The following is a 15,684-nucleotide window of genomic DNA, read 5'->3' on the forward strand; positions in this document are numbered from 1 at the left end:
ACATACCTTTTCATTTTTAGAATATAACAAATCAAATAAAAAAATAGAGTTTTTTTTATTTTTTTATTAATTTTGAAAAATATTTTGATACTATCAAAGAAATATATTAATAAATTTTGCAGTGGTTTTAATAGCACTATATTTCTAGTAAATAAGTTAATTTGATTAACTTATTTTGCTTTTTAATATATTTTAATAGAAAGGAAAAGCTTTATGAAATCAACATCAAAAAGTAAGCAAGAAGCATTGAATTTAAATACTCAATTGTTACTTGATGATTTTAGTTTACTTAATGAAACTAATCAACAACATAAAGTAAGTAAATGAACTACTTTTAAATATTGATATTATGACACTTCAGCTAATATTTATAAGTATTTTGTAAGACACCCTTTATATGGTTATTCATTTAAGCGTATATTATATGGTCTAATTACTTTATTATTATCAATTGTTATTTTATATGTTGTGATTCGTTTAATTACTCCAAATGAAAAATATTTACCACCAGATATTGAAAAAACGGGGTTATCTAGAGCTCAACAAGATAAGTTGTTAGAAGATCGTATGAAGCGATTTGGTGTTTATGGACCTTTAATTCCACAAATACTTACATATTTAAAAAACATCACACCTTTTATTCCTAAGCAAATTGTTTTAGGTTCAGAAGTTATTATTTCTCAAAATGGACAAAAAATTGTTGATTCATCTAAATTGATTACTGAAACAAGATATGTTTATTTAGGTGTAACAACTGCTACAACTGTTGCTGAAGAAGGTAGTGATGCATTATCTATTTTCTTAAAAGCAATGCCATATTCATTTGCTATTGGTTCAGTTTCAGTTTTAATTAGTTATGCTTTAGCAATTTTAATTGGTGTTGGAGCTGCTAAGAAAAAAGGAAAATTATTTGATAACGTATTTAATGGTATTTCAGCTTTAGTATTAGCAATTCCATCAATTGTTATTATTATTGGAACATTTATTTTTTCTGTTGCTGTTTTAGGAAATTCAGGAATTTATAACACAGGAAGTTTTGCAACTAGATTTTGACCTATTTTTGCAATTGTTGTAATTAATTTACCAGGAATTGCTACATTTGTAAGAAGATACATAGTTGATGAAATGACTGTTGATTATGCTAAATTTGCTTTAGCTAAAGGAACTAGTTCAAATAAAACATATTATGTTCACATTTTTAGAAATGCTGGAGTAAGAATTATAAGAAGTATTCCAAGTGAAATTATTTTAACAGTATTTGGATCTTCAATGATTGTTGAAACTCAATGAGCTATTCCTGGAATGGGTAGATTAATTAAAGAATCAGCTGGTGGAAATGACTTTTTTGTATTTTTAGGATTTACAGTTTTATCTTCATTTGTAAGTATTTTTGCAAAATTACTAGCTGATTTAGTTCATGTTTTATTAGATCCAAGAGTAAGTTTAACTAAAGATTAGAAAGGAGTGGTTTATATGAAAACAAAGCAATTAGAACAACCAGATTTTTCACTTCTTTTAGATAAAGAAAGAGAAGCGTTTTTTAAAAGACATGGTTTAGATATTTTTCAAATAGATCACTCTCTATTTGAATTAGTTGGATCACAAGCTAAAACTAGTGAAACAATTATTACAAAGCCATACAGTTATTGAAAAGCTGTTGGTAGAATTCTTGTTACTAGTAAAGTATTTATTGTTTGTTCAATTATTTTATTTGCTTTATTACTAACTTCAATAATTGTTCCTTGAGGAAAAGAAGCAATTCCTTTAAAAACACCTGGTACATCTCAAGAACACCCATCTATGAAATATTGATTTGGATTAGGTAGAAATGGTGAAGATTATTGAATTGAGATTTGATTAGGTTTAAGAAGTAGTTTATCTTTTGCTTTTGTTATGACCTTTTTACAGTTATCAATTGGAATTATTATGGGATTAATTTGAGGATATTATAGAAAATTAGATATTTTATTCTACCAATTAACTTCATTAATTCTAGTTATTCCACAACTAATTTTAATTATTATTATTATGTCAGTATTTGGTATTGGATACTGGCCAATGATTTTGGGAATTGTTATTCAAGCTTGAATTGGTCCAGCATTTAGTATTAGAATTTTAGTTTTATCAATTAGAGATGCTGATTATAATATTGCTTCAATTACACTTGGAACCAGATCAGATAAAATTATTAGAAAAAATGTTTTACCAAAAATTTTACCAGTACTAATTCAAGTATCAACATTTTCAATTCCAACAGCAATTGCAATTGAATCAACTTTAGCTTATTTTGATAGAGGATTTGTTGATGGTAAAAAAAATACTTCACTAGGTAAAATTTTACAATCAATTATGCAATCAAGTGAATGACAAGTTTATCCGCATTTAATTATTCTACCTATTTTATTTATTTGTATTATTTCAACTTTATTTTTCTTAGTATTAAAAGTATTTGCCGATTCATTAGATCCAAAAAACCATAGATAGAAAGGACATATTTATGAAAAATATTATCTTATCAATTAAAGACTTAGTAGTAAAATTTCGTGTCCGTTCTAAAGTTTTAACTTCTATTAGAAATATTAGTTTTGATATTTATGATGGTGAAACAGTAGCTATAGTTGGAGAATCTGGTTCTGGAAAATCAGTATTAACTAAAACTTTAACTAATATGTTAGAGTCAAATGGTTATATTGCTAATGGAACTATTATGTATTATCCAAGCAAAGCTACTAAAGAAAATGAATCAGCTGTGTTTAAAAAAGATCTTGATTTAGTAGAATTTCATAAAAATTCTTTAGAAAATGAATCAAGAAAAGGAATTAAAAAATATAATAATAAGAAAATTAAAGATGCTTTATTAATTATTAAAGAATTAAAAGAATCAACTATTGAATCTTTAAATTTAAAAATTGATGAATTACAACAAAAAGCAGATATGTTGAAAAAATACGAATTTACTAATAGTACTAAAAAACTAGTTAAAAGAAATGAGTATTTAGAACAAATCAAGCAATTAAAAGAACAAATTGAATGAAAAAAAGATCCTAAAAAATTAGAATTTGAAATTCAACAATTAGAAAAAATCATTCAAACTGCTAAAAAAGAAATTTATAATTTTAAAACAATTAGTGCTTTTAAAAAGTTTAAATATTTTCAAATTGTTAGTTTAATTAATAAGTTTAATAAAAACGAATTAGAAGATATAAATAAATTAGAACCACATATTAAATGATTAGATGAAATTGAATATAAAAATAATTTTGAAAGTTTAGCTTTAGAAATTTTTTATAATATTAGATCTAATCAAAATAAAAAATTAGATCAAACTAAAGTTGAAGCTTTAAATGAAATGTGAAATTTTGTTAAGCGCTTTAATTTTTGGATTAAAAAAAGTACTGATAAAAACTTACAACATCTACGTGGTGGAACTATTGCTACAATTTTTCAAGATCCAATGACTTCTTTAAACCCTTTATTAAGTGTTGGATATCAAATTAGTGAAGTTTTAAGAAATCATAGTAAATTAAATAGAGCTGAAGCTAAAGTTGAAGCTATTAATTTAATGAAAAGAGTAGGAATACCTAATGCTGAAAAGCGTTATAAAGATTTACCTGGTAAATATTCAGGTGGGATGAGACAAAGAGTTGTTATTGCTATTGCTTTAGCATGTAGACCTAAGATTTTAATTTGTGATGAGCCAACAACTGCACTAGATGTAACTATTCAAGCTCAAATTTTAGATCTAATTAAAGAATTAAAAGAAGAGTATAAATTTACAGTAATTTTTATTACTCACGATTTAGGAGTAGTTGCAAATATTGCTGATAGAGTTGCTGTTATGTATGCTGGTCAAATTATTGAATATGGAACTACTGAAGATGTATTCTTTAATTCAAAACACCCATACACTTGAGCATTATTATCATCACTTCCACAATTAGGAACTAAAGGTGAAGAATTATATTCAATTAGTGGTACTCCACCTTCATTATTTAAAGAAATTAAAGCTGATGCATTTGCACCAAGAAATACATTTGCTTTAGCAGTTGACTATAAATATGAACCTCCAATGTTTAAAATTTCAGATACTCATTATGCAAAAACTTGATTATTAGATCCACGTGCTCCAAAAATTAAACGTCCAAAACAATTAAATAGTCTAAAAAAAGCAGTTTCAGAATCAAAGGTTGGTGAATAAAATGATAAAAAAGAAAAGTGAAGCAATTTTAAAAATTCGAGACCTTTTGATTGAATTTGGAAACGGTAGAAATAAATTAAAAGCTGTTAAAGGAGTTACTTTTGATGTTTATAAAGGTGAAACCTTTGGATTAGTTGGAGAATCTGGTTCTGGAAAAACTACAATTGGAAGAGCAATTATTGGAATTCAACCAGTAAGTGATGGAGCAATTTATTTTGAAAATAAACTATTAAGAGGAAAAACTCCAGATGTTTATAAAATTAATCAAAAAATTGCAAGACACTTATACATTATGCAACAAAATCATTTAACTACTTCACTTAGTTTAAATGATTATTCTAATGAATTTAAAAGAGTTTATTATAAGTATACTCAATCTAAATTTTTTGACTTTAAAACTCAAGAATTAAAAGAATATGAAGATGGTAAGTCAAGAATTATTAAAGAAGGAGTTAATTTAAATACAACTAAATTAGTTAGTGTTAAAAAGAATGCTAATTTATCAATTGTTATCCAAGCTGTTACTGATAATTTAAAACGTTTATTAAAAATTATTAGATTGCAAGAAAAAGCAGCACGTATTACAAAAAACATTTCAAAGCATGCTAATGTTAAAGTAGAGTTACAAGATGCTATTAATAAATATCAAGATTTTGTTCATGATTCAATTTTAAAAATTAAAGATTTAGAAAATACTATTTATAATACTTTACAAGAAATGTTATCTATTAGAAATGATGTTAATAATGGTAAATATACTTCAGTAACTAAGTTTTTTGATGAGATGGGAGCTAAGCTAAAATTAGTTATTAAAAGTCAAAAACTAATTACTCCTCAACTTGAAGATGCTAGTTATGATCAATTAATGAACTTAGCTTTAACTTGTCCAAAATATAAAAATAGTTATTATTTAAAAAAATTAAAACAAAGAATTGATTATTTGACTATAAATAATAAAACTGAACTAGCTGAAGAATATCAATCAGTTATAGAAACTGTTCAAAATAGCGATTTTTATGATAACTTAAAAACTGCAGAAATTTTTAAATCACCTACTAGAAAAGAACTTAAAGAAAATAAAAAGAATATGCAGATGATCTTTCAAGATCCAAGTTCATCATTAAACGAAAGAATGGCTGTTGAAGAAATTATTAAAGAAGGTTTAGATAATTTCCCAGAACTTTATTTGAACGATGAAGTTAAAGTAGCATACCAAAATTGATTTAATAAAAATAATAAAGAAAACCTAATAGCTGATATTTCAGAAATTGATAAAAAAGATATTAAAAGATTTTTAATTAATCAATTACTAGAAACTGTTGGTTTATTACCTGAACACTTGTCAAGATACCCACATGAGTTTTCAGGAGGACAACGTCAAAGAATTGGTATTGCTAGAGCCTTAATTATGAAGCCTAAATTTGTAGTAGCTGATGAACCAATATCAGCTTTAGATGTTTCAATTAGAGCTCAAATTATGAATTTATTAGCTAAATTTCAAAAACAATTTGATTTAACTTATATTTTTATTGCTCACGATTTATCAGTTGTAAGATTTGCAACAGATAGAATTGCAGTTATTTATCGTGGTGATATTGTTGAACTAGCTGAATCTAATGAATTATTTGACTTACCACTTCATCCTTATACTAGATCACTATTAAGTGCGATTCCTTTACCAGATCCTATTCAAGAAAGTAAAAAAGTTCACTTTGTTTATAAACCAGAAGTTGAACATTATGACTATTTGGTTGATTTTCCAAAATGAGTAGAAGTTTCTAAAGGTCGTTTTGTTTATGCTAATGAAAGAGAAGTTAAAGCATATAAAAAACAAATTAAAGATTATAAAGATCAATTAAAATTAAAAATAAAAGTTAAGAAGTAAGAAGTAAGAAAGGAGGAAGTTTTATGAAAAAAGTTTTAGGTATGACAGTGTTAGGTTCTATAATAGCTACAGCTTCAGCTTCTATTGTAAGTTGTTCTGTTGGAATTAGTTTAGATAAAATTTTAAATAGAAGAAATTCTAATACCAAAGTTTTGCGTGAACTTACTAATTATTCTTTAGCTAATTTAAACTCAGCAACTAACAATATTGCTAATGATGCTGACATTATTGCTAATTTACAAGATATTTTATTAACAGTAAATAGACACGATAATTATGAAGGAGCTTTAGCTGAATACTGAGATCATAATAAAGATAAAGATTACTGAAAATTCAGAATTAGAAGAAATGCTTATTGAACTAGAATTGAAAATGGTAAACAAGTTAAAGGACCTCAAATTGCTGGTTTAGATGTTTTTAATACCTTTAGATATGTTTTAAATAAAAACAATTTAGCTTTAACTACTGAACATTTCTTAACTAACTTTAAGCATGTTTATGAATTGATGGAATTTATTAACAAATTATCAGATCCAAAAAATAAAGAATATGATGCTAGATTTAATAAAGATCTTCCTGGTGATTTAAGAACTAACGAATTGAAATCAAGTTATTGAATTGATAGAGCCATTCTTGCTTTTAATTTAAATCCAACTGATGAAAAAGAAGCCAAAAAGCTTGCCTTAGATGCTTCGATGTCAACAAAAGAATTGGTAGAAAAATCATTTAAAGATGGAAAAATAGTTAATAATGGTAAATCTAGTGCAGACAAAGATAAAAGTGAAGATGGATTAGATCAAAATATTTTTGATATTGGTTTTTATCTTTCTAAAAGAATATCTTATTTTGAATCAGTAATATCATATCTTGCTTTTGCTCCTATTCCAGAGATTGCTCTTCAATATGCTAGTGATAAAGACCAAAAATCTAGTATTTATGCAGGAACTGCTTATGGTAAACCTTTAGGAAAAAAATCTGGATATAATGGTTTATGATATTCAGGAGCTTATGTTATTGAAGATTATTTCCCAGGTTCTAATTTAAATCTAACCAAGAATGAATTTTACTATAATAAAGACAAAGTTTATATAGAAAAAATTAATTATAGCTATGTTAATAAGGCTGATGCTGCTACTAGAAGATTTTTATTTGAAACAGGAGACGTTTCTTCAACAAAAATTAATGCAAATGATTTAGCTGGTTGAAAAAAATATGTTGGTAGTGAAGATAATCCAGTTTTTGAAGGAACAAATATTTTAAAACAAAAACCAACAACTACTTGAGCTTTTGGGTTTAACTTTCATACTAAAGGAACCCAGATTTATGACAGAATCGAACTTGACCATGAAGGTAATTTAAAAGAAAATTCTAAAAAAAGACCTAGAACAGCTCAAGAAGATAGCGTTTTAAATAGAGCACTTGCTTTAAAATCTCTTAGAATAATGGCTAGATATGTATTAAATCGTTCTTTATATGCTAAGTTCCATTCTGAAGCTAGAGATGGTAATGATCGTCCTACAAGTACTCAATTAAGAAATACATTTACAAGTCAATACGTTTCAACTTATAATGATGATGATTATAAAGTATTAGATAGAGATTCTGGACAAAAAGTTGCAGATTATGCTGACTTTTTAGCAAAAGATTATTATGATATAAGAAAATATGATGATGATAATAATCCAAAAAATAAAAATGATTCTTCAGATTCTACATCTTCTAGAGCAAGAAGAGACACTGAGTCTAGTTCATCTATTTCTTCTACAAGTCAAGCAGATGAAAAGTCATGAAGTGATTGAATTATTGAAGTTTTAAAGAAAAAAGGTTGGTACAAAGAAGAAAATATTAAAAAGTGAGCTAATCGTTTTGGTAAAGTTAAGGATGCTAAAAATCCAAATAGTAAGAAAAAAGTTAGTGTGTATAATGAAGGAAATGATGCATACTTAGAAAATGATTTATTAGCATTTACTGCCTTTTTAAAAGAAGATCAATTGCAACAAACAAATGGTAAAAACGGTTTATTTGACTTAAATAGAGATGCAAGTAAAGTAACTTTTAAAAACGAAACTTTGGCAAAACAATTTGCTGATTTGATTGGAGTTTATGATACTGGTATTGATTCAAAAAAAGATATTAAAAAGCAAGATCGTCTTTTAACAAATCTATACAAAAAAATTAATTTATTAAAACAACAAGTTAAAGAAGATTTAAAAAACATTGCTGGTATTGAAGATCTTAGAAAACCTATTACAATTCCTTTCTTATTAAACCCAACAGGAGCAGATGATTTTAAAATAAAGATTGCTCAATTCTTTGGTTCATTTAACTATTTAGTAAGAAAATTTGGAAATGATGATATTGATTCTCCATTTGTATTTGATATTGATAAACCTATTGATTTTTCTAATTACTTAAAAGACATAAGAGATGGTAAATATGGATTAACAGCTTTTGGTTGATCACCAGATTATGATGATCCAACTAACTATTTAGCAACATTAAAATATGGTGGAGTATATGAATATATTCAAAGTTGAACTAAAGTATTTGATAAATCTAACTTAGAACCTACAAGCATAATCTCTACAAATGGAGAACACAGAAAAGATATTAAGTTAGATTTAAAAGTTAAGGATACATCTGTAGATAAAGATACTTTAAATAAAGCTTATGAAGATTTAAAAAATATTATTCAACATTTCACTAATGAACTAACTTATATTGATGAAAATAAAACAGAAATTTATAAAAGATATACTGAATTGGCTAAATTAGAAAACTTCTATACTTTAGCTTCTGCTGTTATTATTCCTACTCATACTCATCAAGCTGATACTCTTCCAAGTATTTCTTATGTTGATGAATTTTCAAAACCTACTTGACCAACAGGTGCTCATGCAAAGAGATATGTTGGAGTAAGAATGTTTGACAAAATTGTTACTAGAAAACAATATGAAAAACAAAAAGCAGAGTATGAAAAAGAAAAACATGATGGGTATAAACCTTTAAATCCAATGAAATTTGATGAAAAGACAGGAAAAAATGTTTATTTTGACAATTTCAAAGGAAAATGAAGAGAACAGTGAAAAGAACAATATCAAAAAGAAAATAAAAAATAAATATAGTATTAAACAATTAAGTAAAAAATATAGTAAGCTATTAAAAAAGGAGTATTATCAAAAATTAATTAAAGTAATTGCATTTGGTTTAATTTTAACTTCATTAGGTGTTTCGTTATTAAATGTCAATATTAAAGAACGACTATGCTTTTGTCTAATAAACAAGAAAATAATATTCAAGATTCAAAAGATCATGTTATTGATCAAACAAATAATGAAATTATCAAAGAATTAGGTTGAGAAAAAATAAATGGTGTTTATAAATTAAAGCAAATTCCTATCCATATTAGAACTGTACCTAAAGATCTACCTAGACATATTACTAGTTTAAATAGTGTATTTAAAGAAAACATAAGTGATAAAATAGAAGGAATTCAGTATTGAGATACTTCAAATATAACTGATATGAGTAATGTGTTTGAAAGTGCTCAATGATTTGACCAAGATATTAGTAAATGAAATACTTCAAAAGTAGCTAATATATCATCTATGTTTTATGATGCTAAATTATTTAATAAAAATATTAGTAAATGAGATATTTCACATATAACTAATATTTTTAAAATGTTTTGAGGAGCTAGTAGTTTTGATCAAGATTTATCTAAATGAAATACTACTAGTGTTGTTAATTTTGCTTCTTTTTCAGATAATCAAAATAAGAACTTTATTTTACCTAAACTAGAAATTAAAAATAATAGAGTAAGAACTTTAATTAATGTTTTTCCTGAGTTATTAAAAGCACTTGAAAATAAAAGTAACTTAGTTAAATACCTTGGTTTAAGTAATTTTCAAATTAATAATCCAATAACTATAAAAGCACAAAATACTAAATTAGTAGAAGATTTAAAATTTTCTATCTTATCATTTAATGATTTAGAAAAAGAGTTTAATCAAAATACTAATACAACTTTTGAAAAGTTAAAAGAAGGCTATAAGATCAAACTATCTAATAGATCTAAACTTTATAGTATATTTTTTAAAAAGAATAATTTGCTTACTGATAATGATCATGAACACATCTTATTATTTACTAGCCCAATGAAACCTATTGTTTTAAAAAATCATATAAATGTTATTAATACTAATAACATTATTGCAGAATTAAAAAATACTGATAGTTCTTTTAAAAACATAGATTTAGAAGTTAAAAATAATACTATTATAAATAATCAATCTGTAATCAAATTAAAATCAACTCATGATCTTTATGAAGATGAAATTAGAGTAATATTTAATAATAAAAGTAAATTTTTTAAATATAATAAGAACTTTCCGTTAAAACCACTATAAGAATATATGAAAAATAGCTGAAATGCTATTTTTTTTTGCCTATTTTGTCAAAATATCGATAAAACCTAGGATTTTTATAGAAAAAAATATATAAAAAAACAGCTAAAAACTATAGAAAAAGAACGAAAAATATAATACAATTATAGTGACTAAAGCACTACATAAGGAGAAGGAAAATGCCTATACCAAAAGAGATATTAGCTGTCTAAAGACCAAAAAAAACAAGAGTAAAGAAAAACGGAAATAGATATGATGTTATTAAAAGAACAAGTGTTTGAAAAAATGGAAAATCTGTTCCTGTAGAACTGGGTAAAATCGGTGAAATAATAAACTTTGAATATGTAGAAACTAAAACAAGTAGACTTAACTTTGCTTTGTGTGACATAAAACAATTCGGAAGAACTGAAATTGCTTATAAATTATCAAAAGATGTATTTGAAGATCTTTGCAAAGTTTATAATCCTTCAGATGCAAAAATAATTTATGCAATAGCAATTATTAGAGCAGCTTATGGAAATATCACTAATCGAGAAATTAATAGAAAATATCAATGTTCATTTTTCTCTGAACAATTTCCAGGTATAGGACTTTCATCTAGTAACATTTCAAGGTTTTTAGAAAAGTTAGGATATAACTACAGATGCATCAAACAATTCATTCAAAATAGAATCGATACTGTTTCTCCTGGATCTACTATTGTAATTGATGGTATGTTAAAAAAATGTAGTTCTAAAAGTTCTGATTTTACAAAATGATCGTGAAAAGCTAGAACTAAAGGGGTGCAAAACATTTCTGTTCTATATGCTTTTGACCTAAACAAAAAAGAACCCATTGCAAGTAAGGTTTTTCAAGGAAACACACTAGATACAATGGCGTTCAATAGATTTATTGATGAATTTTCACTAAATAATTGCTTAATCATGGGAGATAAAGGAATTCTTTCTAAAGAAAGTTTAGATAAATTAAATACTCAAAAGAAAAATGTTAAAAATCTTTTCCCTATTAAAAGAAACGATAAAAGAATCAAAGCTTTAGAGTTATCTAAATATGAAATGACTTTCAATTCTGATGAAGATATTATTTTATGTAAAAAAGCAAAACTAGATCAAGGCGAATTTTTATATTCATTTAAAAGCACAAATGACTACAGCCAAGAAAGAAGAGCTTATTTAGATAAAGTTAATCGTGAACAAAGTTTTAATAACGAACTTTTACAAGAAAAAGAAAATCTTTTTGGAACAATTACTTTTATTTCCAACGAAGATTTATCTTTAAAACAAATATATGATCTTTACAAAACAAGATGAGAAATTGAAGAATTTTTCAACTTCTATAAAAACATTGTTGAACTGGATTTTGTAAGAGTACAGCAAAACACAAGTGTAATTGCTACTGAATTTATAAACTTAATAAGTTCTATAATCACTTCAAGAATGAAAAAAGAATTTGAAGAAAAAGGATTAACAGAGAGATTTTCATTTAATCAAATAATGGAAAGATTAAGTTCAGCTAATAAGTATTTAGATGGTACAACTAAAAAATGACACTATACAAGTGAAAAGAAATATACTGACAATATTATTGATATTTTAAACCTATAGTGGCAAAAATGATAAATTTCTTAATCATATGGCAAGAGGGAATTATTCAAAAAGAAGTTCAATTCCAAGTGAATTGATCAAAGATATTATTAATCAAATCAAAATAAAACTAAACAAGAATAAATAATTATGGAATTTAAAGAAATTATAAAAGGTGCTATCTTTCATACAGTTGGTACTAATGCTAAATCTTATTTAAAAAGATTTAAAGATAAATATTCAAAATTTAATAGCTTTTATACTTCACCAAATAGCAAGATTAATAACAACATTAATGTGATGAATGAAAATGACACAATAATTGATGTTTTTACTAGTGATGCTACTTATGATCAGTTTTGTTTAGTTTTAACTGCTTTTGGTTATATTAAAAATGTAAATGGTAATTGAAAAATAATTAATAAAGAATTATCTACAAAACAAATTGCAGATAATATTTTTTTAAAAACTTTTGATAAGAATGTTTCAATATATAGACAAAGTAAAATAATCACGCTTTTAGTAAATTTAAACATTATTAATGAAAGTAACTATCAAGATTTCAAATTAAAAGGTAAAAGAACTAATCAAGTTAAAATTAAAAATTTAAAAGCATAAGTTTCACCTTGAGAAAAAGATGTTTGTTCAGATTCTGAATTAATAACATATTGTCTTAAAAAAATAGAAAATTATGAGTTTATAAAAAAGGAAAAATAATTATGCAAAATCACTGAATTAAGGTTAGTCCTAGAAGTGTTAAAGAAATGTTTTATTATTTACAAATAGTTGAAATACCTTTATATCAAAGACAATATTGTTGAAGCAAAGAAAATATTCACTCACTTTTAAATGACTTATTAGATAGAGATCAAGATAAACGTCAGCACTTTTTTGGAACCACTACTGAAGCAACAGCTCCAATTGATACAGATAGTCCTAATGGTTTAAAACATCGAATAATTGATGGTCAACAAAGATTAACTACTTGTCTTTTATTAATTCATTTTTTTAATAGCAAAATAATCCAACTAGCAAAATAATCAGAAATAAAGAGTCAAATATTTTACAACAATCAATTTTTAAAGAAAAAGGACTAGAAATAAAAGAATTTACTTTGGAAAAACGCTCTGATGACCAAGAAAGTTGATCTATATCAGAAGATATTAAAAAAATAATTAATTATTATACAAGCAATGAGCTTGATAGTAGTGAAATAAATTTTAGTGATAAAAAAATAAAAGAGAATTATGAAATTATTAAAAACTTTTTTGATTCTAAAAAATTCATTGTTGATGATTATAAAAGATTATTAGATATTTTTTTAAATAAGTTTATTTTTTCATCATTGATTTATCCAATAAATGATTCATTTAAAGAAATGACTATTTTTGAAAATCTAAACTCTAAAGGTGTACCTTTAGATGATTTAGATTTAATTAAAAATATTATAATGCTAGCAGATCAAAATAAAAATCCAAAAGAAAACTTAAGACAATTTGATAAATACATTTGAAATTTAGTTTCAAATGGAGATTGAAAAAATAAAGATAAAGAAAAAGTAATTAGAGACTTTTTTTGAAGAATTTTTAAAATGATACTTAAAAGATAATTATAAAAAATATGGATCTTATGAAATTTATAAAAATTTCAAATATTATATAAAATCTAGTAAATCCAAAAACTGAAATTTAACTAATATTTTACAAGAGTTAAAAAAATATCTGATTTTATATTTAACAATTACTAAACCAATAAAGTCTAATCATATTGGAAATAATTTATGAATAAGAGTAATTGATCAAAAAAGAGTTTATATAGGTTTATTATTTGCGTTATTTAATAAATTTTCAAACTTTGATACTAGTGGTGAAGAATGAAAAGAAAATATTACAATTATTAATTATATGAAAGTATTTTCAATACATATTATAAGATTAATGTCTTATCAAGGTACAGGTCAATCACTTTCAGATTTTTGTTTATGATTTGAAGAACAAATAACTAAAGAAGAAAAAACTTATAAAGATTTATCTAAAATTTTAAAAGATAATTCTATTAAAAAACTACTAAACGCAATATCTCCAGATGATATACAAGTTAGAGAATCACTTTTAAATATTAAAGATACAGTTAAGTGAATTGCAAAAAGTGTTATTGATGTTGTTCAAACTACTATTTTAAATAATGCTAATGAAAAAATCAATCACACTAAAAAAAACTACACTAGAACATATAATGCCTCAAACTTTAACTAATGAATGAATTAAATATATAGCAATTAATTAAAACATATCAGAACAAGATGTTATAGATAAACAAAAAACATATTTAAATAAAATAGGTAATTTATGTCTTATTGATTCAAGTCAAAATTCTAAAATAAGTAATTATTCATTTGAAGACAAAAAAACCAAACTTTATCGTCTTGTTTTATCACCTTTAATTAATGGATCTAATAATTTAATAGACTATAATATTGATTCTATTAATTCTTATAGTGTTTGAAGATTTAGTCAAATTCAAAAAAGAACTGAGCAAATTGTTGATCAATTTTTAAAAATCATTAATCAAATTAATTGAGGATTCTTTAGTATGTATAGCAATAGCTAATAGCTATTGCTTTTTATTTTATTAAGATTTCTAATTAATTTTTCTAATTATTTATAATAAAAAAGAGGGGTTAATATACACTAGAAAGGGTTAGTATGATACAAAAAAATACACCAGGAGAAGCGTTAAGAACGTTTTTTAATCCAACAGTTTTTGGTTTTGAAATTCTAGCAGTATTTTTACTAGTATTTTTAGTTTTAGTTTTTAGACTAATTGCAATATTATTAAAAAAACAACATAACAAATTATTTTTATCAACTAGTTTTACAATAGCTACAGCTTTAGCTTTCTTTTTACCTTATGGATTTGCTTCAATTGGAGCAAAAACTTCAATAGCTCCATTTTTAAATCCATTAGTTGTCTTTTTTAAAGCTGTATTTATTGGGTTTGGAAAATCGGGCCAAGAAAGTAATCAATTAGTAGGATTTATTTTAACTAATGGAATTTGATATATTTTATTTGCTCAATTTATTGGAGTAATTTTAAGTGTTTTAGTATTTTATTTATTTTTTAATAGTATTAAAAAAGTTAATAATAAAAAAATCGAATACCAATTTTTAAATATATTAACTTTAAGAGAGTTTTTTAAAAGCTCATCTGATTTATCAATACTTTCTTTTAGTATTAAAGAGTTTGTGTTTATTACTTTATTAATAATAGTTTTACCATTTATATCAGCAATTGATACAGCAATTTATAAGTTTGACCAATTTGGAATTATATTAATGGAATTGTTATTTATTTGAACTATTTTATTTATTTCATCATTTTTTGAATTCTTTTCTTTCCATTTAGCATTTCCTTTTATAGATATTATTTTTAAAACAATAGATTTTATTTTATTAAAAAAACAAAACCAAATTAGTGTTAAATCATATTTATTAAATTTATTAAAGTTTGTTTTAGTATTAGTATTTTCAATAATTATTCCTATAATAATTGGATTTATTAGTATAGCTATTAAGATGAAAACTGGAGTAGTTATATCAGTTGCTTAAGGAT

Annotated in this window: 12 protein-coding genes and 2 pseudogenes; all 14 read left to right on the forward strand. The window is 24.4% G+C overall.

The genetic code is table 4. The features are described 5' to 3' along the window. Nucleotides 1-213 precede the first annotated feature (213 nt). The 14 genes and pseudogenes from oppB (at nucleotide 214) to V2P32_RS01370 (ending at nucleotide 15,680) form a co-directional block, all read left to right on the forward strand. Nucleotides 214-1,458 carry an oligopeptide ABC transporter permease OppB gene (oppB, locus tag V2P32_RS01305; RefSeq protein WP_434343769.1) on the forward strand — a complete coding sequence of 415 codons (1,245 nt, stop codon included), beginning with the start codon at nucleotides 214-216 and terminating at the stop codon, nucleotides 1,456-1,458. Between the two features lie 15 nt (nucleotides 1,459-1,473). After that, the gene (oppC, locus tag V2P32_RS01310; RefSeq protein ID WP_434343770.1) at nucleotides 1,474-2,484 is read left to right on the forward strand and encodes an oligopeptide ABC transporter permease OppC; all 1,011 of its coding nucleotides are present in this window, start codon (nucleotides 1,474-1,476) and stop codon (nucleotides 2,482-2,484) included. A 13-nt stretch (nucleotides 2,485-2,497) separates the two neighbouring features. Further along, nucleotides 2,498-4,198 (forward strand): oligopeptide ABC transporter ATP-binding protein OppD, encoded by a 1,701-nt coding sequence (oppD, locus tag V2P32_RS01315; RefSeq protein WP_434343771.1) that lies wholly within the window; start codon nucleotides 2,498-2,500, stop codon nucleotides 4,196-4,198. A 1-nt stretch (nucleotide 4,199) separates the two neighbouring features. Next, on the forward strand, nucleotides 4,200-6,083 hold the full coding sequence (locus V2P32_RS01320) for an ATP-binding cassette domain-containing protein (RefSeq protein WP_434343772.1): 1,884 nt from the start codon (nucleotides 4,200-4,202) through the stop codon (nucleotides 6,081-6,083). Nucleotides 6,084-6,106: 23 nt separating this feature from the next. Then, nucleotides 6,107-9,202, forward strand: coding sequence for an oligopeptide ABC transporter substrate-binding protein OppA (gene oppA, locus V2P32_RS01325; RefSeq protein ID WP_434343773.1), 3,096 nt, complete (start codon nucleotides 6,107-6,109; stop codon nucleotides 9,200-9,202). Nucleotides 9,203-9,346: 144 nt separating this feature from the next. Next, the gene (locus V2P32_RS01330; protein WP_434343774.1) at nucleotides 9,347-10,492 is read left to right on the forward strand and encodes a BspA family leucine-rich repeat surface protein; all 1,146 of its coding nucleotides are present in this window, start codon (nucleotides 9,347-9,349) and stop codon (nucleotides 10,490-10,492) included. A 176-nt stretch (nucleotides 10,493-10,668) separates the two neighbouring features. After that, nucleotides 10,669-12,093 (forward strand): annotated as a pseudogene (locus V2P32_RS01335) (transposase). A 25-nt stretch (nucleotides 12,094-12,118) separates the two neighbouring features. Further along, nucleotides 12,119-12,220, forward strand: a pseudogene (locus tag V2P32_RS01340) (DNA methyltransferase); the annotation flags it as partial. Nucleotides 12,221-12,222: 2 nt separating this feature from the next. Continuing rightward, a complete protein-coding gene (locus V2P32_RS01345; protein ID WP_434343775.1) occupies nucleotides 12,223-12,690 on the forward strand; it encodes a hypothetical protein in 468 nt (155 codons plus the stop codon). Nucleotides 12,691-12,791: 101 nt separating this feature from the next. Then, nucleotides 12,792-13,112 carry a DUF262 domain-containing protein gene (locus V2P32_RS01350; RefSeq protein ID WP_434343776.1) on the forward strand — a complete coding sequence of 107 codons (321 nt, stop codon included), beginning with the start codon at nucleotides 12,792-12,794 and terminating at the stop codon, nucleotides 13,110-13,112. A 74-nt stretch (nucleotides 13,113-13,186) separates the two neighbouring features. Then, nucleotides 13,187-13,681: a GmrSD restriction endonuclease domain-containing protein gene (locus V2P32_RS01355; RefSeq protein WP_434343777.1), complete on the forward strand. Its 495-nt coding sequence runs from the start codon at nucleotides 13,187-13,189 to the stop codon at nucleotides 13,679-13,681. Nucleotides 13,682-14,009: 328 nt separating this feature from the next. Beyond that, on the forward strand, nucleotides 14,010-14,327 hold the full coding sequence (locus tag V2P32_RS01360; RefSeq protein WP_434343778.1) for a hypothetical protein: 318 nt from the start codon (nucleotides 14,010-14,012) through the stop codon (nucleotides 14,325-14,327). A 100-nt stretch (nucleotides 14,328-14,427) separates the two neighbouring features. After that, nucleotides 14,428-14,682 (forward strand): GmrSD restriction endonuclease domain-containing protein, encoded by a 255-nt coding sequence (locus V2P32_RS01365; protein WP_434343987.1) that lies wholly within the window; start codon nucleotides 14,428-14,430, stop codon nucleotides 14,680-14,682. 95 nt (nucleotides 14,683-14,777) lie between these two features. After that, the gene (locus tag V2P32_RS01370; protein WP_434343779.1) at nucleotides 14,778-15,680 is read left to right on the forward strand and encodes an MAG4940 family membrane protein; all 903 of its coding nucleotides are present in this window, start codon (nucleotides 14,778-14,780) and stop codon (nucleotides 15,678-15,680) included. The last annotated feature ends 4 nt before the right edge of the window (nucleotides 15,681-15,684 follow it).

The organism is Mycoplasma sp. 06067-C1-B144P-99-0482-3 (assembly GCF_051053925.1).
In the GTDB taxonomy this organism is placed as follows: domain Bacteria; phylum Bacillota_I; class Bacilli_A; order Mycoplasmatales; family Mycoplasmataceae; genus Mycoplasma; species Mycoplasma leachii.